Annotated in this window: 15 protein-coding genes and 1 tRNA gene; 7 read left to right on the top strand and 9 right to left on the bottom strand. The window is 57.2% G+C overall.

Annotated elements, in window-relative coordinates; genetic code table 11:
• The first annotated feature begins 61 nt into the window (after positions 1 to 61).
• The gene (locus tag IPK32_07070) at positions 62 to 238 is read left to right on the top strand and encodes a hypothetical protein (protein ID MBK8091736.1); all 177 of its coding nucleotides are present in this window, start codon (positions 62 to 64) and stop codon (positions 236 to 238) included.
• Between the two features lie 266 nt (positions 239 to 504).
• On the opposite strand, the gene IPK32_07065 is transcribed toward IPK32_07070, so the two are convergent.
• Complete coding sequence (locus IPK32_07065) at positions 505 to 1,410, bottom strand: hypothetical protein (protein ID MBK8091735.1); 906 nt, start codon at positions 1,408 to 1,410, stop codon at positions 505 to 507.
• Between the two features lie 302 nt (positions 1,411 to 1,712).
• Between IPK32_07065 and IPK32_07060 the strand changes: the two genes are divergently transcribed.
• The 3 genes from IPK32_07060 to IPK32_07050 all read left to right on the top strand — a co-directional run bounded on the left by IPK32_07060 (position 1,713) and on the right by IPK32_07050 (position 4,625).
• Positions 1,713 to 2,867, top strand: coding sequence for a hypothetical protein (locus IPK32_07060; protein ID MBK8091734.1), 1,155 nt, complete (start codon positions 1,713 to 1,715; stop codon positions 2,865 to 2,867).
• A gap of 99 nt (positions 2,868 to 2,966) precedes the next feature.
• Positions 2,967 to 3,425 (top strand): YhcH/YjgK/YiaL family protein, encoded by a 459-nt coding sequence (locus IPK32_07055; GenBank protein MBK8091733.1) that lies wholly within the window; start codon positions 2,967 to 2,969, stop codon positions 3,423 to 3,425.
• Between the two features lie 309 nt (positions 3,426 to 3,734).
• Positions 3,735 to 4,625, top strand: coding sequence for a family 16 glycosylhydrolase (locus tag IPK32_07050; protein MBK8091732.1), 891 nt, complete (start codon positions 3,735 to 3,737; stop codon positions 4,623 to 4,625).
• Between the two features lie 157 nt (positions 4,626 to 4,782).
• Here the strand turns inward: IPK32_07050 and IPK32_07045 are convergent, their stop codons facing one another.
• The 5 genes from IPK32_07045 to IPK32_07025 all read right to left on the bottom strand — a co-directional run bounded on the left by IPK32_07045 (position 4,783) and on the right by IPK32_07025 (position 10,623).
• Positions 4,783 to 5,466 carry a recombinase family protein gene (locus IPK32_07045; GenBank protein MBK8091731.1) on the bottom strand — a complete coding sequence of 228 codons (684 nt, stop codon included), beginning with the start codon at positions 5,464 to 5,466 and terminating at the stop codon, positions 4,783 to 4,785.
• 492 nt (positions 5,467 to 5,958) lie between these two features.
• Positions 5,959 to 6,795 carry a DUF4339 domain-containing protein gene (locus tag IPK32_07040; protein ID MBK8091730.1) on the bottom strand — a complete coding sequence of 279 codons (837 nt, stop codon included), beginning with the start codon at positions 6,793 to 6,795 and terminating at the stop codon, positions 5,959 to 5,961.
• A 288-nt stretch (positions 6,796 to 7,083) separates the two neighbouring features.
• Positions 7,084 to 8,544 carry a hypothetical protein gene (locus IPK32_07035; GenBank protein ID MBK8091729.1) on the bottom strand — a complete coding sequence of 487 codons (1,461 nt, stop codon included), beginning with the start codon at positions 8,542 to 8,544 and terminating at the stop codon, positions 7,084 to 7,086.
• 93 nt (positions 8,545 to 8,637) lie between these two features.
• Positions 8,638 to 10,431: a site-specific integrase gene (locus tag IPK32_07030; GenBank protein ID MBK8091728.1), complete on the bottom strand. Its 1,794-nt coding sequence runs from the start codon at positions 10,429 to 10,431 to the stop codon at positions 8,638 to 8,640.
• Positions 10,432 to 10,536: 105 nt separating this feature from the next.
• Positions 10,537 to 10,623, bottom strand: a tRNA-Ser gene (locus tag IPK32_07025).
• A gap of 101 nt (positions 10,624 to 10,724) precedes the next feature.
• Between IPK32_07025 and lpxA the strand changes: the two genes are divergently transcribed.
• Positions 10,725 to 11,519 carry an acyl-ACP--UDP-N-acetylglucosamine O-acyltransferase gene (lpxA, locus tag IPK32_07020; protein MBK8091727.1) on the top strand — a complete coding sequence of 265 codons (795 nt, stop codon included), beginning with the start codon at positions 10,725 to 10,727 and terminating at the stop codon, positions 11,517 to 11,519.
• 11 nt (positions 11,520 to 11,530) lie between these two features.
• Here lpxA and IPK32_07015 read toward each other — a convergent pair whose 3' ends face one another.
• Genes IPK32_07015 through rph form a run of 3 tightly spaced genes read right to left on the bottom strand, consistent with a single transcriptional unit; the run spans position 11,531 to position 15,081 of the window.
• The gene (locus IPK32_07015; GenBank protein ID MBK8091726.1) at positions 11,531 to 12,850 is read right to left on the bottom strand and encodes a PDZ domain-containing protein; all 1,320 of its coding nucleotides are present in this window, start codon (positions 12,848 to 12,850) and stop codon (positions 11,531 to 11,533) included.
• A gap of 29 nt (positions 12,851 to 12,879) precedes the next feature.
• The gene (locus IPK32_07010) at positions 12,880 to 14,238 is read right to left on the bottom strand and encodes a sulfatase (GenBank protein MBK8091725.1); all 1,359 of its coding nucleotides are present in this window, start codon (positions 14,236 to 14,238) and stop codon (positions 12,880 to 12,882) included.
• Positions 14,239 to 14,295: 57 nt separating this feature from the next.
• A complete protein-coding gene (gene rph / locus IPK32_07005) occupies positions 14,296 to 15,081 on the bottom strand; it encodes a ribonuclease PH (protein ID MBK8091724.1) in 786 nt (261 codons plus the stop codon).
• Positions 15,082 to 15,251: 170 nt separating this feature from the next.
• Between rph and IPK32_07000 the strand changes: the two genes are divergently transcribed.
• Together IPK32_07000 and IPK32_06995 are read left to right on the top strand one after the other, a co-directional pair.
• Positions 15,252 to 16,682, top strand: coding sequence for a S41 family peptidase (locus IPK32_07000; protein MBK8091723.1), 1,431 nt, complete (start codon positions 15,252 to 15,254; stop codon positions 16,680 to 16,682).
• 61 nt (positions 16,683 to 16,743) lie between these two features.
• Positions 16,744 to 17,655 carry a sterol desaturase family protein gene (locus IPK32_06995; protein MBK8091722.1) on the top strand — a complete coding sequence of 304 codons (912 nt, stop codon included), beginning with the start codon at positions 16,744 to 16,746 and terminating at the stop codon, positions 17,653 to 17,655.
• The last annotated feature ends 4 nt before the right edge of the window (positions 17,656 to 17,659 follow it).

Genomic DNA, 17,659 nt, shown 5'->3' with positions numbered 1-17,659 from the left:
AGAGTCCGACGATCCCTTTGCTAGGTGATAGTGATTTTTAGCCTGCGGGCAGCATGGCCTCATCCCTGGACAGCAACAACAGAAACTATATGCCTGGCTACTATTCAAATGCGAACGCTGCTGGCGCCTCCTCCCCGACGTCGGCACCCACGCTGCGCATCCGACGCTGTGCGGACGCTGTGCGGACGGTGTGCGGACGGTGTGCGGACGGTGTGCGGACGGTGTGTGGAGGCGGTGATTTGACGATCAGTGCGCAGGATTATTTTTTTTGATGTTTTCTAACCAAGAACTGCAAGCCACGTACCGCGTTGACTGTGATAAACCAAACATCCCCTTCCATCCCGTGTATTTCTGCAAAACAGGTATGGCTCGGGATCCAATGTTAGCAAAAGCCTTTTCGAAGTAGGAATAACTCAAATGTAAGGTGGTGTCATCTTGAAGCAGTTGGTCAAGAAATCGCAGACCATCGTCACCGAACTGACTTAAGATCTCTATGCATATACCTCAATGTCTAAAATCTACCCTTGTTCTTGCCCATCGCTTTAACAGGCTGGCTGAATCTGGGCCGATACGACCGAGAGCCGCTATAACTGAGAACCCCACACCAGAATCATACAAAACGTCTAGTTTCATCGCGAGGGCTTCCAGATGACCAATCAAATCCTTGTTTTCGGGACCATTAATTACGCCAATAACTTCACCAATCAACCGACTGTTGGCCTGGATCATCTCGTTCGGTATCTTTGTGATATTCGTTAGAAATGTGGGCATGGCTTTTTGAAGCAGCGGGATAGCTCTATCAACCCACCCATAATAGTTCGAGTGGAAACAATTTTCTGTACCTTCCATTTCATCAAGTTCTCCGCTAACTCTGGCCACGAGAAAATCAGCAAGAATGCGTGCGGCATCCGGCGAAATACGGCCTGCTTCTTTAGCTGACCGGTATAGAACGTCAAAATCCTCGCGGACTCCTGTTAGGTCCCTCTTGTCGAAACATGCCCGGATTCTGGCAGCCAACGCCTCTTGCCCCTCCAAGCTAGATGCCGACAATTCGTGTCGCCATCCACATTCAGGGCAAATTGCATCATCAACAAAAAATTCTTTGCGACAGGTGGGGCACTTTTGAATGAGAGATTTTGTGCATTGGCAGAAACGTGTTCCTTTTGGTGCCACTCTACCGCAAGCCCTGCATACATGCTCGCCCACCTGACGAAGATAGAGCTGCTTGTTGATGACGAGCACCGAAGTCATGCCACAGGACTCGCACTTGAACTCCGCCCCAAAGGCATGTTCAATCAACTGCTCGCTGTGTGTGTTTCCACAAGAAGGACATTTTAACGGGATGATTTGACCACTCATAGTCTGCACCATCAGGGAAACAACGCCAAGGTGCAACAAATTGACGAGCAACAACGACGGTGTCTAAAAATGATCCACCTGAAATGTTCCACCTGGAATAATGAGCCAGGTTAAACGTTGTAATTGTTATTGCCGCTGATAACCTTGCCCTATAGTCTGCATTGCCCAGCTCCGACCCTCCTACCTCATGAACACTGCTTCCGCTCCACTATCCGTCGATACGATCCGAGACCTACCGCTCGAAGAGCAACTTGTTATAAGTTGCCAGGTTCAAAGTTCAAAGTTGTAATTGTTATTGCTGCTGATAACCTTTCCCTATAGTCTGCATTGCCCGCTTCCAACTTCTCCACCTCATGAACACTCCTGCCGAGCCCCAATCTGTCGATTCGATTAAAGACCTGCCGCTCGAAGAGCAACTTGTAGGCGTAAATGCCAAGACGGGGCCTTATCTCCAGGCGGGGAGGTCTCTGCGCAGGGTGAAGGGGTTTCAGGCGCAGACGAATTGCTTTCACGTGATGTCGCGCACCTGCGGCGGGGCGGTGTTTTGGGATGATGTGGAGAAGGAGGCGCTGCGTAGGGTGCTGTGGAGGCTGGCGGAGTTCTGTGGGGTGCGGCTAATGACGTATTGCGTGATGGGGAACCACTTTCATGCGCTGGTGGAGGTGCCGGATCAGAAGAGGTGGGTGGACGAGCAGTTTGGTGGACCGCAGGGGGAAGAAAGGCTGATGCGGCATCTGCGGGTGCTGTATAGCAAGGTGTTCGTGGAGCAGTTGCAGGAGGAGTTTGCGGAACTGCGGAAGCGGGGCTCGGAGGCGGTGGTGCAGCATCGGCTGGGGCTGCTGAAGAGACGTTTTTGTGATGTGGCGGTGTTTGTGAAGGAGGTGAAGCAGCGGTTTTCGCGGTGGTATAACAAGCGGCACAAGCGGAAGGGAACGCTTTGGATGGATCGCTACCGTAGTGTGCTGGTGGAGGGGAAAGGGAACCCGCTGTTGGCGATGGCGGCGTATATTGACCTCAATCCGGTGCGAGGTGGGCTGGTGACTGATCCGAAGGATTACCGGTGGTGTGGGTATGCGGAGGCGCTGGGTGGGAACAAGGAGTGCCAGCGGGGGATATGCCGTGTGACGGGGCGTGATGCTGCGGAGACGGATTGGGTGAAGAGTGGAGCGCGGGAGGGGTATAGGCAGATGTTGTTTTCGATTGGGCGTGAGGTGAAGGCGGCGGATGGGAAGGCTTTGGCGCGGCGAGGGGTGAGTGGGGAGCGGGCGGAGGAGGTTTTGGAGCAGAGGGGGAAGCTCTCGCTGGGTGAGTTGGTGCGCATGCGGGTGCGGCATTTCACGGATGGCGCGGTGATTGGGAGCAAAGCCTTTGTGAATGAGTTCTTCGATGAGCACAAAGAGCGCTTTGGAGTGAGGCGCAAAGATGGGGCACGGCGAATCCGCGAGGTTGATGGCGATTTGCATTCACTGCGTGATTTGAAACGGCAAGTGCTGCATGACTCGAAATAGCCGAGTCGCCGAGAACCTGTTCTTGAAACGGATGAAACTATTCGACTAGCCAAAACCCGTCTTGACGCCCGATTCACGCGGCCTTTGACGTGCGGCACCATGGTACTCGACACTCTCGCCCACTCTACTCGCTACGAAAAACTCAATTCACGCTTTGCGAAGGCTTTTGCCTTTCTGCGTAGCGTGGATGGCACACAGGAGCTCGGTAGGCATGATCTCGATGGCGATCAGTGCTTTGCCCTGGTGCAGACCTACGAGACGAAGCCGCTCGAAAAGGCCAAATTTGAGGCGCATCGTAAGTACATCGACGTGCAGTTCATCCATAGCGGGCGTGAGACCATCCTCTGGGCACCGCTAGACGCCATGCAGGAGGAAATGATGGCCTACAGCGATGAAAAAGATGCCGCACTCTGGAAGCTCACCCCTGACACCACGCCGCTGCATGTCAGTGCGGGGCATTTCGCCATCCTTTGGCCGCAGGATGCGCATGCTCCCTGCGTGGAGTGGGATCAGCCAGAGACCGTCTTCAAAGTGGTCGTGAAAGTCGCCGTCGAGTAGTGGCTTTCTTTGCCGCTGGTGACATCCTAGCCACTGCGGGCGGCGGAGAGGGTGGGAATAATTCCCACAGCACCGAAAGCGTTGATGTTCAAAGGATTTGCTCTGCTCTATCAGGGACTAGGGTGACAGTTGAGGGTGACAGAATCAACCCCAAAGTGAGCTTCGAATCCGGGTTCAAACGATAACGGGGGCGCGTCGAAATTTAATCGGTGTCCAACAAACGTCTCTCTAGCTGACTCAAGCGATTCAGTCTCGACGGATAGGCGACCAAATGGTTGATAGCTTCGCTTGATGGGTGTCCCTTCTTCAATGATGAAAACCGTTCTTTGCTCCCTCACAACGCTCCTGCTGCTCGCGACCGTTAATGCTGAACAGGCTCAACCCAATCTAGTGACGCCTTTGGGCCAAACCGGTTTTTGGGTGCCAAAGCCCGCTTTCTCCGATGAGTTCGATGGAGCAGTAGTCAATCCTCAGAAGTGGACAACGAATGTTGCGAGCTGGGGACCTTGGACTTGGGATGAGAAAAACGCGGTTCAGAAGGACGGCAAGCTGGTTCTGAGCATGACCTATGAACCTCACACACGGAAGAACGGCCAGCCACTGGCTTACAAGTCGGGCATCTTCCGGTCGAAGCTGAAGCGTACCTACGGCTATTACGAGGCGCGAATCAAAGGTTGTAGCCTCTTCCCGGGGGCCTGTCCAGCGTTCTGGATTTACAGCGATGGCAAGGCCTCAACAGGCGAGGTGCGCTATTGCGAGATCGATTTCGTCGAACTACAAATGAACGAACTCAATCGCGAAACCAAGGTGCGCGACTCTGTGAATCAGATCGACATGAATCTTCATCTGCGACTTGCAGGCAAAGACGGGAAGGTCCGCTGGGTCAGGCCGGGAACGGACCCTGCGCTCTGTAAGAACGCTTGGACGGCCCCTTGGGACCCGCGTGAGGATTTTCACGTCTATGGCTGCGATGTCACGCCTGAAAATATTGTCTGGTATATCGATGGCATGGAGGTTGCCCGGAAGCCGAATCAGTACTGGCATCTGCCGATGAACCTCACTCTATCCCTCGGGCTACGGCATCCGCACATCGGGTGGGTGGGTCAGGAGATGAAACCCCAGCCCCAGGCGGCCACTGAGAAGGGTTTTCCTACATCAATGGAAGTGGACTATCTGCGGGTGTGGGAGCGCAAGCCGTAGAGTGGAGGTTCTGCTACTTGCTCCTCCAAGCCTCAATGAAAGGACGACAAGCATCCATTAGCGACGAGATTTTTGACTTGGCATTCGAAGCTGTGGGGCCTCACCTGCTTTTCGTGTGGCCTAAGGGCGTGCTACTTTGATAGCCTTTCAACTTTACTCAATACGCCAGCGGTTTTTCATTCCGCGCCGCCTTTACGCGTTGAACCGTGAGCTTGGATTTACCAGTGATGCTGGCGATTTGGCGGAGCGAATATGTTCCGGCGTTCAGAAGGCGGAGAATGTCCCGATGCTTCGCCACCCGGTCTTTAGGCTGCATGGAAGTGCCTTTTGGGCGTCCTAGGGTCTTCCCTTTGCGACGTGCTTCCGCCAAGCCTGAATTGATGCGGTCTATCAGCGTTTCGCGTTCACTGCGGGCCATTTCGGCCAGCAAAGCGAACATGATAGCAGCGGCGGGATTCCGCTTCCCGTTCTCCAACAGGGTTTCGATGCCCTGTTGATGCCAGTAGAGGGAGGCGTGTGCCTCTTCCAGTGCTTCAACGAAGCGATGAGCAATGGAGCTACGGCGGGCCAGTCGGGACACTTCATGAACCAGAACTTTCTTCACTGCGCCGCTTTGGGCGAGGAAGAGCGCCCGTTGAAGCCCTTCGCGGTCTGACTCATCGGATTTGCCGGAAACCGTCTCTTTGCACACTTCCACCACTTCATAGCCCTTTTTGGCCGCGTAGGCGGTGAGTTCTGAAACTTGCCGGTCTGTCTCTTGGCGGTTGGTGGAGACGCGAACGAGGATAGCAACTGGCAGTGACCTTTTTTCCATGGCGGCGATTCTGGCGGAGTGGGCCACTTTAATCAAATGATTTTTGTGACCCAGTCGGAACGGGTGGAACCCGGTGCGCCACACAACGCAACCTTGTCCAAAAGTGGGCGGATGATTTTTGTGGCCCACTCAAGCCGGGATGCGAGCAAAGAGAGGCAGCAACCGTGCTTCAAATAGAGGCTGGAATAGGTGCCTTTGCTTCCTGCCCCCGCTGAAGGGTGAAAAATCGCCCCCCCTCGCATCTTGTCCTAATAGATGCAGTCGCCGTGTAGCCGCTTTGGATGTCGCGAAATCGGACCCCCTCTTGATTTTTGAGGCGTGGAGTAATAGGTGCATCGGCTCTACGCCTCTCCGGCATCTCGCAAAATCGTCCCGTGCTCGTTTGTGTCGTGTGGTAATAGGTGCATCGGCCATCCCTCGCCAAGACGGCTCAGGAAATCGGACCCCGGTTGAGGTTCCCACTTTCCGCTCTTCTCTGCGCTCGTGAAATCTGGCCGAGGATGTGAAGATGAAGGGGCGTTATTCCAATACGCGATGCTTCAAACGCACTTCCCAAATCTTCTCCAAAGAAACCCATTCAGCGTTTTGCCAATTCACCTTTGCTGCCTCGTTGGAATGCAAAGAGCACTTGTGAACGATCTCGTCTGACTCGTTGCCGTATCGGTCCACTAGCTCGCCGTAGTTCCAAATGACCACCTCCCAAATCGGTAGGCCGGAGGTGTAGAGGGTCTTGAATGCCTGGTTCAGCTTCTGTTCGAGTTGGAACATGTTGCTCGAACCGGATAGGCGCAAATCGGCGTTCACTCGCACATAAACGTTCAGCTTCCCATCGGCTATGCTGCTGTCCCCAATCTCGGTTGCGCTGGTTTCCCGGAGGGCGCTTCCATAGACGCCCTTCATGAGCTTTTGCACTGCCTCTTTGGGATTCTGCCTCTCGGAGTCGCTGAGGGTCAAATCCGGTTTTGAACATGTCTCAAGGATCATGCCCAAGAGCATGCAGACAACGATTAGCCCAAGACAGCCAAAGCAGCCCTTTCTACAGCCTTCCTCCTGCCGCGCTGCCTTGCCGCCTTTTCTGCCGGGAAACGCGCCCAAGCCGCCGCTAGGGGCCTCTGTGTCTTCCTTCTCGGTAGCGCTGGACTTGATAGGCAGCGGCGGCGGTGGCGATGAAGCCTGCCACTGTGAAAAAGCCTTCCAGTCTTCCCGGCCTTCCGGCACGGCCAGCACATCGGATGGAAGCGTTCCACTTTGGACGTGCGATGCTAGCTCTTGGAAGGAAACAGGACCGGTGACGGCCTGATTGACTGAGTAGAACCAAAGAAGGCTGGCGAGGTCGGTTTTTGAATCTGGATTCATGGGTGCGAAATGAGGCAAGCTGTCTTGCTCCCCTTCGCGCCCGGCCTAAGGAGAGCCGGGGCTTCTAAACCGTGAACACACAGCCGTCATAGCCTTTAACCCCAGCCGAAGCCGGGGTCTGGACATCAAACGCTTACGCGTCGCTATGACACCCCGGCTCGTTTGAGCGGGGTGTTGATTTTCGGCACAACACCGTTGCCGGTGTTCAAGGGTTTAGAAGTCCCGGTTCGTGTCTCCACGAACTGCCGCAAGTGTAGGGCGGGGGGCGCTGTTGTAAAGAGCGGTCGCCTACCGTTTACGGGGTGGGGGATGTGTCCAAAAATCAATCAGCCGCGTGTCAGTCTCCCTCAGTCGTTGAAGCGCCCAACGGTAGCGAGCGGCTACTGTGTAGCCCTTTGATTTGGGGTCCCGGACTAGCACGTTGTACCGTTTTGATGTCAACCTGAGCAGGATTGTTGCGAGGCGTTCGGGAGTTGGCGTGCCCCGAACCCCCTTTTGAATGTTCCCGTGCGTGATGAGCATGGAAACGACATCTCGGAGGGAACGTCGATCTTCACACGCCTTCGCCAAGTCCGAAAGGAGTCCGAACACAGAGTGCTGGCGTGTTCTCAAGTCGGGCATTTCAGCAAGCGCGGGGAAGACGATGGTGTTCAAGATTTCGGCTCCTTGTTTTCGAGTCTGCTCCAGCAATACACACATTTCTAAATGCGGTTTGCTCTCTGATGAGAAGGGAATTTTGGTGGTGCTCAAGAGCCTGGATCGGGGAACGCTAGTGTGGATTACTTCAAATCGGACGCGGCGATTTGTTTTTGCATACACACTCAACTCGAAGCCAGCGCGAAGAGCGATTCTAACGCCAGGAGAATTGAATTCACGGGTCTCTTGTCCCCGGTAATTCATCATATTTACCTCGGCATGATGGATGCTGATTCTCGCGTCCTTCTGTCCCAGGTCCAACAGCCTTTGCTTGATGCTCCGAACCCGCTCCCAAGGGTCTGAGTCTTCAAACTCCCAGGTTGTTTCAAGCTCACGGATTTGGTAGTCTTCACATTCCACCGGAGCGCCGAAACCTCCATTTTCAGCATTTGCCAGCGCGACAGCTTCTTGAACTTTGTCTCGCATCAAAGTGCTGACCCGTGAAATATACCGCCGAAGATGACGCTTCCAATTCGAGGGCGTGGTGAAGTCGTCCCAAAGGCCCATGCTTGGTATCCAGTTGTCTTCTCCATCTAGTGCAAATTCTCCGCCTGTCGCAATCGGGATGTTGTTCGTGTGCCACTTTGCTTTTCCCCATTTGGCCCCTTTTGTAGAAGGTGGAATCTGATGTCTGACGTAGCGCATCGGATTCAGGTAAAATGATTTGAAAGTCAACTGCACACAAGCGTTGAAGGTGCCAGCGCCTAGCGTGGAAGGGAAGTCTTCGTGATTTGAATAGATTGTTCGAGTGTTTAGTTCACCACCGAATAGAGGGATGTTTTCCCCGGTGGAAAATGGCTCTTTCGGATCGTCCCCCTGCCCGCCTTTGGCAAGTCTCACGGGTATGGGTCTGTAGGTGTCTTTGATCGAGGCTTTGGCAAAGACGTTTCCGTACATGATGGCTCCGCGAAGCAGCATCAGTTTAGCCTTCGACTCTGGCTGTCCTGTAGTTTTGAGAGGCACGTACCAACTGCCAAAGGACATTTGAATGCGGTCTTCTTTGCCACTGGTATGAAGCACTGGAACTTTAGGATCAAATGGAGGAAGCGGCACGGGTGACGTTGATAAAGTTGCTCCAAATGATGTTCCTGCTGTACGTTTTCCTCTACTATGTAGGACGTGCTAAAGCTGTGAGGCAAGAGACGCTCATCGTTCGCGAATAGACCGGTGTTTTTTTGAAGGCGAGGCGGGGGAAGGCACCAGATGATTCAAATTCAAGCCAGGGAACGTCACTTTGGCAAGGTCTTCTGCAAGCACTCGGAAGTACTCGTCCCCGCGTCCATACTGGTTCATCACCGTTTCCTTTTCCCCCTTCCCGTTCTCCCATCCGCCAAGAAGGGCAACGGTTTCGGTCGGCAGGCGTGCGGCCCGGCATGCATCGCGGAACTGGTGGCGGAAGCTGTGGAAAGTTCCCTTGGGCTTGTAGCCAAGCGCGGCCTCACAGAACCGCCCAAAGTACTTTGAAAATGCATTGCTAAAGTAGCCGGTGGCCCCTCCCGGCAATTCGGGAAAGAGGCGGGAATCCTTGGTCTTCCTGCGGGCCTTTACGAAGTCAAGGAACCCCAGCTTTATGAGCATCGGGTGCAAAGGCACATCCCGGATGCCTGCTTTGATTCGCTTTTCACTGTCGGAACCGTCTTCTTTCGTGGGACGGATGGCAAGGAATGGAATGCCAAGCTGCTCCTTCACGTCTTCTAAAAGAAGCTGGTATGCCTCGTTCAATCGCAGGCCATGGAACAGCGCCAGCAAAGGAACCCAATAGCGGCCTCGTTTGGGGCGCTGCGGTCCGGCGATGGCGTAGCCGCCTTCATCGTTCTGGCAACCCGTGTAGAGAGGGGCTTTGAAGAGAGTGTTCAGTTCCGCGATGGTGAACTGCGCCTTGGGTGGGGACTTCTCCTTTTGAAAGTAGCGGCGGAAATAGCGGTCTTTGGCCGGGTTCTCCGCCATGAGCCGTTTTTCCACGGCGAAGTTAAAGATGGCTACCAGTGTGTTGAAGTAGTTTGACTGAGTGCGCTTTTTTACCCGCCGCTTGTCTCCGGTCTTGTTCGCTGCCATTACAGCTTGCGGCAAGGTCAGCCCCTTGTATCGCTGCTTTGAGTTCTGAGGCATGTTTCGCAGCACGTCACACACCGCTTGAATGGAATCCTTTGTGATGGATGAAAGGCCGATGTTTGGCTTCAACGTCTCCCGAAGCAGGCGAAAGGGCATCTCATAGGCTAGGAAGGTTGCCGGGGAACGGTTGGCGTCTTTGAGGTGTTTTGTGAAACGCTCCAACAGTTCGGCAAGAGTGGTGTCCCTCTTCTTTTCAGGAACCTCTACATGGGCAAACACCTTTCGAAAATGAGTGTCCCTCGCCTTCACGGTGCGCCCTTCTAGCATGTCCAAAGAGCGGGATGAGTGTTCTTGCTGCGCTGCCCGGAACAACGGGCGGAGCATCTGAAAAGCCGGGCTTGTCGGCGGGCAGTCGTAGCCTTCGGCCTGCAAAAATTGCTTCACAAGAGAAGAGCCATCCTCCGGCGTGTGGTGCGCGGAACCGGCTCCAAACGCGGCAGAATCGGTGCTGACATTGCCTTTGCACTCGTCCAGTTCCTCCGGTGTCAGGAGAAGCCCTTCCTGGTCCCACCACGCCCGGAACTCCCGTTCCCGCTCAATCAGGAAGCGGCATGCCATTTCGTAGGCTTGCTGTTCGGTGAGCCTCAAAAGAACCTCCTTTTCCCGTGGCCCGTCCGCCTTCGGCGCAAGCTGGCGCTGTTCCTTCTCAAAGAGGGTTTGCCAACGCATCCGCTGAAACGTGATTTTACTGCATGCTTCGCGGTAGTCCGAAGTGCCAAGCGCTTCCCGGATGTGGTCCTTCCTCAGCACGGAAATCAGTTCCTTGGGAACCTTAAAGTTGGTGTAGTAGCGCATGCCGCGCCGCAACAAACCGGGCTGGTTTGGCATTTCGGAAGGAGGTTCAGGGGTGACAGTCGGGGGTGACATATCGCAGTTTAGAACCTCGGAATACCGTGCTGTGCCTTGATTTACAAGGCTTAGCGAGCGCAAAACCGGAGAGGGTGGGATTCGAACCCACGGTGACATTTCTGCCACGCCAGTTTTCAAGACTGGAGCCATAAACCACTCGACCACCTCTCCTGGTGCCGCGTTGCGGTGTGTGGGGCGGATGTTAGCCACGCCATGCAGGTTGCAAAGAGGAAGTTTGCCCGCTGCGATGCGCGGTGCATGGTCTGCGCCACATGATCCACTCTACCGCCCTCATTGATTCGCGTGCCCAGATCGACCCGACGGCTGAAATCGGCCCCTACGTCGTCATCGACGGCCCAGCGGTGCTGGCCGCAGGTGTGCGGGTGGAGGCGCATGCGCAGATCGTCGGGAAAGTCACCGTCGGCGCAGGAACGGTCATCGGGCGGGCCGCCGTGATCGGTGCGGAGCCGCAGGATCTGGGTTTTGACCCGGCGACGGATAGTGGCGTGGTGCTGGGTGAGCAGAATGTCATCCGCGAGCATGTCACCATCCATCGCGGTAGTAAAAATGGCGGCCTCACCCGCGTGGGGGACCGGAATTTCATCATGGCCACGGCTCACCTCGCGCATGATGTGGTGCTGGGTGATCGGAATGTCATCGCCAATGCCGCGCTGCTGGCCGGGCATGTGCAGGTGGGCAATAACAGCTTCTTGGGCGGTGGCGCGGTGTTTCACCAGTTCATCCGCATCGGAGATTTCTGCATCGTGCAGGGCAATGGCGGCCTGGGCAAAGATTTGCCGCACTACTGCATGGCGCAGCGCATCAATCGCATGACGGGGCTGAACGTGATCGGCCTGCGCCGGGCTGGATTCAGCACGGAGGACCGTGCGACGCTGAAGGAGCTCTTCAGCCTGCTTTTTACTTCGGGGAAAAATCTCTCGCAGGCACTCGCGGCAGCGGCGGAGCGTGAATGGCCTGCCAAAGCGGCGCGGATGCTGGAATTCGTCCGAGCACCGTCAAAGAAGGGCGTCTGCCCCGTGCGTCGTAGCCGTGTGGAGGAGGAGTGAGGACCGCTCACTTACTGCTGCGGCATGTCGAGCGTGACTTTTTTGCCGCCGCGTAGCACGACGGAGGGGAGTTTTTCTCCGGGTTGATGGCTGGCGAGTAGATAGCCGATGATCTGGCTTTCGGTCATGCGGTTCTGAATGTCACCGACCTGGATGAGGATGTCCCCTTTCTGAAAACCGGCCTTCTTCGCGGCGGCATGCGGACCGTATTGACCGACGTGGTCGATGTGGAGGGCGAGTTGGTCAGTGGTGAGGCCTTGCTTCTCACGCTCGGCATTTTCTAGGTCGATCATGTGCATACCACCGAAGGCCATCGCACGCATGGGCCAGGTGCCAGCACGCTTCGAGATGTCTGAGTGCGTGCGCCAGCCTGCGGGCAGGAGCAGCGTGAGCTCCTGCGGCTTGCCTCCGCGCTGGATGGTGGCCTTCACACTGCCTGCGGGTGATGCACGGTGCAGTACATGGCTGAAGTCTGCCGTGGAGATGAGCGGCTGGCCCTCCATCGCGGTGAATTCATCCCCGACCTGCACACCGGCCTTTGCGGCGATGCTTTCGGCGGTCACGCTCTCGACTTTCGCGATCTCATCGGCGGCTAGGGTCAATCCGAGCACATCGGGCATCGGATGCGGGTAAATGAGCTCCAGCGGCATGGGTTTATTCTGACTGCGGTGATGCGCACGGAAGGCATCTCCGACCATGTGGCAGTGCACGCAGCTCTGGACGACTTTTCCGTCCCAATCGAGCTTGCTACCGTATTTCGCAGCCAAAGTGGGGAACTCGACCGGCGTGCGGTAAGGCGTGGCGACGGGCTGTTTGCCTGCCAGAGAGGCTTTATTGGCCGGATAGCGTTTGTGCAGCTCCAGGGCGGCTTGGAGCGTTTTTTGGAAACCGGTGACGGATTTGTTCAGGGGGTCTTTTTGATGCGACCAGGAGGCGAATCGGCCATACACCGTGCCATCGGCATGGAAGACGATGGCGGTCAAAGACAGATCGTAATCAAACTGGAAGCGAGTGAGGTCCAGCGCGTTCGCATTGATCACACGCACACACACGAACTGGTCCAGCAGCGTCGCGAGTGCCGCATCATGCAAAACGCCCGCGTCCATGCCTGCGCAGGACATGCAGGGCAGGCAGCGCAGCACGACGAGCAGCGGCTTGCCGGTCGTCTTCGCCAGGCGGAAGCCAGCGTCGATGTCGTTGTAATTCCAGCGCGGATCGTTTTCGAGTGCGGCCTTGTCGCCACGCACGGCACCTTCGCGGTCCTTGACCGTTTCAGCCGTGGCGAGCGATGCAAACAGGAGCGAGGCGGTGATGAGGAGGTGCTTTTTCATGGGTGGCGATATTTAGCGATGGTAGTGGCTTACGGCTTCTTCTTTTTGGCTGCGGGTTTGCCGCCTTTGGGGCTCTGGAAGGTGGGTGCGATGGTGCCTGTTTCCCATTCGGCGATGGCGGCGACGAGTTCCTGCACGACGGCGGTTTTCTCAGCGGCGAGGTTTTTTGTCTCACCGATGTCTGTGGCCAGATCGTAGAGTTCGGGGGCATTGGGGCCTTGGCGGAAGAGCTTCCAGTCGCCACGGCGCACGGCGTAAGTGCCACCGGGGCCATTCATGCGCCAAAAGAGCATCTCATGGGGTGCACCGGTTTTTTCGCCGGATAAAAACGGCAGCAAATTCACGCCATCGAGGTTTTTGGGCGTGAGATCGCTCTGTTCTGCTGCAGCGAGCGCGGTGGGCAGGAAATCCAGCGCGATGACGGGCTGCGCATACACGCCGGGCTTGATGCGTGCTGGCCAACTCACCAAGAAGGGCACACGCATGCCGCCTTCATGCAGGTCGCCCTTTGCTCCACGCAGGGGCGAGTTGTCGGTGAAGTTCACGCCCATCCGCGCGGAGAGATTGGGGCCGCCATTGTCACTGATGAAGAAGATGAGCGTGTTCTCGGTCTGCTGCGTTTTATCGAGCTGGGACAGCACGGAGCCGATGGCGGCATCCATCGCGCCCACCATCGCTGCGTAGGTGCGGCGGCTTTCGTTTTCGATGTGCTTCATCTTCTCCAGCCATTCTTTCGGAGCCTGGAGCGGTGTGTGCGGTGCATTGAAGGCGAGGTAGAGCATCCAGGGCCTCTCCGCGCCTGCATGGCGGCTCACAAAGGCAGCTGCTTCATCGCCGAAGTGCTCCGTGAGGTATTTGGTCTGCTTTTCATCCTGTCCGTTGCGATTGAGCGGGATGGTGTACTCGGCACTGCCTCGAACATCGGGAAAATACATGTGCCCGCCGCCCAGAGCACCGAAGTACTCGTCGAATCCGCGCTGCATCGGGTGAAACTGCGGATGCGCTCCGAGATGCCACTTCCCGACCGCGCCGGTGGTGTAACCAGCTTTTTTCATGAGCTGCGGAAAGGTCGTCTCCTGGAGCGAAAGGCCCGCTGTGGTGCTCTCTGGCAACCAAGCGGGATTATTCTCATGCCCGAAGCGGTGCTGGTAGCGGCCCGTCAGCAGCCCTGCCCGTGTCGGGCTGCAAAAGGAATGCGAGACGTAGCCATTGGTGCAGCGCAGGCCCTGCGCGGCGAGCTTGTCCAGATGCGGTGTGGCGATTTCCTTTGATCCCTGAAAGCCGACATCGCTGTAGCCGAGGTCATCTGCGACGATGACGAGCACATTCGGCTTGGCAGCGAAGAGGCAGGAGGCACTGAGGAGCAACAAAGCGATGAGAAAGCGCATATCGGCTGCGTGAACGATGCCGCGATGCGCCTCATTTCGCCCGATGCGTGGCGGGCATCACTTCTTGGCGAAAAAGGCCGCCAGATTCTGCAACTGGCCGCCGCTCGCCGGACGCATGGCACTCTGGATGGCCTGATCTTGCAGGGCGCAGAGCTCGCGGATGCCTTTGCGGCTGACTTCGAGCATGCTGTGCAGTTGGGACTCAGAAAAGGTGGCCTCTTCTCCGCTGCCCTGGATTTCGACAAAGTCGCCGTCCTCGGTGAGCACGACATTGCAGTCCACATCGGCGGCGGCGTCCTCGACGTAGCAGAGATCGAGCAGCGTTTCGTTTTTCAGGATGCCGGCGCTGATGGCGGCGACTTTCTTTTTGAGCGGCTGGCGGGTGATTTTGCCTTTTTCGAGCAGGCGATTGAAGGCGATGGCGGTGGCGACGCAGGCTCCGGTGATGGAGGCCGTGCGGGTGCCACCATCGGCCTGGAGCACGTCGCAGTCGATGCAGAGCGTGCGCGGCCCCAGCAGCTCCAGATCCACGACGGCACGCAGACTGCGGCCAATAAGGCGCTGAATCTCTGTGCTGCGGCCATCTGGCCTGCCACGGCTGCTTTCACGCTCTTTGCGATCGAGAGTGGAATACGGCAGCATGGAGTACTCTGCGGTGAGCCAGCCGCCTTTGACGTTCTGCACCTTCATCCAGCGTGGCACTTCTTCCTGGATGCTGGCGGCGCAAATCACGCGGGTATTGCCAAAGGCGATCAGGACCGATCCGGCGGCGTGTGGGGCGACATCGAGGACGAATTCGATCGGGCGGAGTTCATCGGCCTGGCGGCCGTCAGTGCGTGGCATGGTGGTGAGTCGTGAGGGGGTAATGTGTGCCGCAAAGCGGCGGCGGATGGTGTAGGTGATGCTCCGCGAGATGCAACCGCTGTCCAAAAGCCGCCCTGCGGCCCCTGCGGGCGAGATCGGCCTCTGGGACACTCCTTGCTCCCAGCGCGGAGAGGTGCAACATGGCCGCCATGCGTCACCTGCTCCTGTTTCTCGCCCTCGGGGCCACTCTCCATGCTGCGCCCACGGCACCGTCGAAGCCCACTTTGCCGCCGGCGGCCCCGAAATCCGCCCCGGCTGCCACCAAGCCCAAATCGGCCCCTAAATCGGCTCCAAAACCCGCTGCGACGCCTGAAAAGCCCGCAAAACCTGCTGCGCCGCCCATGCAGCCTCCGCCGGAAGATGCCTACAAGCAGATGGAAATGCTCACGCGTGCCATGGAGATCGTGCGGCAGAATTACGTCGATGAATCCAAGATCACCTACGCGGAGCTCGTCGAAGGGGCGCTGGAGGGCATGCTGCGGCGGCTCGATCCGCACTGTGAGTACATGGGCAGCAGCCTCTTTGAGGACATGCAGCGTGAGCAGCGTGATACCTCCGAAGGCGTGGGCATCACCATCGCTCTGCGCCAGGGCGTGCTGACCATCGTCACTGTGCGTGAGGATGGCCCTGCGGCCCGCGCAGGCGTGCTGGCCGGGGATAAGCTGGTGCGCATCGGTGAGGTGCTGACGGACTCCGTGGGCGTGATGGAGGCCATGCAGCTGCTCAATGGCAAAACGGGCGAGGAAGTGCGCCTCACCGTGCATCGCCCAGGCACGAAGCAGTTCCTTGATTTCACCATGAAGCACGAAACGCTCTCCGAGCAGAGCGTGCATGATCCGATGCTACTGGCGGCAAAAATGACCGGTGAGTTCAAAATCGGCTACGTGCGTGTTTCGCAGTTCAATGAGCCCACTGCGGCGGAATTGGCCTCAGAGCTCGATTCGCTCGAAAAACAGGGCCTCCAGGCGCTGGTGCTCGATCTGCGTGGGAATCCCGGTGGTCTGGTGGATAGCGCGGTGAAGATCTGCGGCGAGTTTTTGCCCGAAGGCACCGTCGTAGTCACCACGGAGGGCCGCGTGGCCTCTCAAAACCCACCTCCCTACCGCACACCCGCTCGTCCAGGCCGTGAGCCGCGCAGATACCCGCTGGCCGTGCTGCTGAATCATCACAGCGCCAGTGCTTCGGAGCTGACAGCGGGCGCTTTGCAGGATCTGAAGCGTGCCATCGTGGTGGGCACGACGAGCTTCGGCAAAGGCAGCGTGCAGACCATCCTGCCGATGAACAATGGAGCCGCCATGCGCCTGACCACGGCGAAGTATTACACCCCCGCTCACCGCACCATCCATGAACACGGCGTGGAGCCAGACATCCACGCCACCCTGACGACGGAGGACGAAAAGCGCATCGCGGAGTGGCGCACCTCTCACGGCAGCGGCGGCACCGCTGCGCTGGAGCTAGCCTCGCTGGGGGATAATCAGCTAGAGCGTGCTGTGGATGCACTCAAAGGCGTGCTGGTCTTTGATGCCTTTGTCGCACGGCCACTCGCCCCTGCTGCCAAGCCAGCGGTGGAGAAGAAATGAGTAATATCCGCACGGTTTTTGCCATCGCGGCATTCCTCGCCACGATGAAGACTTTTCGCCCATGCGTCACGCTTTCGGAACTCTCCTCGATTACCTACTTTGGCCGCTGCTTCTCGTAGCGGCGCTCATTCCTACCGGCATCGGCATCGCTGCCGGGCATGGGAAACTGGCTTTTAACTGCACGTACTTCAGCTTCGCCCTGGTGCTGTATTTCCTGGAGAAATGGCGGCCGCATGAGCGCGAGTGGCTGCACTCCGATGGGCAAGAACTGCCTGATCTGGCGCACACGGCTTTCACGAAGTCCTTTGTGCAGCTCACCATCGTCGCACTGGGCTACATGGGGCTAATTCATAGCGTGGGCGGCGCTGATGGCACTGGTATCTGGCCGAATGACTGGCCCATGTGGGCGCAGGTGGTGCTGGCGCTGGTGATCGCGGAGTTCGGGCTGTATTGGGCGCATCGGCTAGCGCATGAGTGGATGCCGCTGTGGCACTTCCACGCCGTGCATCACAGCGTGCGGAAGCTGTGGTTCTTCAATACAGGGCGCTTCCACATCATCGACACGCTCAAGAGCATGATTTTCAGCGGGCCGCTGCTGGCACTCGCGGGCACACCCAATGACGTGGTGCAGTGGTTCGGAGCGATCACGGCCTACATCGGCTTTTTGACGCACTGTAACATCCGCATGCGCTTCGGTTGGCTCAATTACATCTTCAACACGCCCGAGCTGCACCGTTGGCATCACAGCACCGATCTGCGTGAAGGGGATAAAAACTATGGCGAGAACCTCATGCTCTGGGATCTCATCTTCCGCTCCTTTTACAATGATCCATCACGGCACCGGCCAGACATCATCGGCATCAAGTCCGCCATGCCACGCACCTTCTTAGACCAGCTCGCGATGCCCTTCCGCTGGCACCGTTTCCAGGACAGCTACAAAGCAGGCCAGATCGACAAAGAGAAGCTGATGTGAGGTG

Source organism: Verrucomicrobiaceae bacterium (assembly GCA_016713035.1).
GTDB lineage: Bacteria > Verrucomicrobiota > Verrucomicrobiia > Verrucomicrobiales > Verrucomicrobiaceae > Prosthecobacter.
The sequence above is the reverse complement of the archived record's forward strand: the minus strand, read 5'-3'. Positions and strand labels throughout refer to the sequence as shown.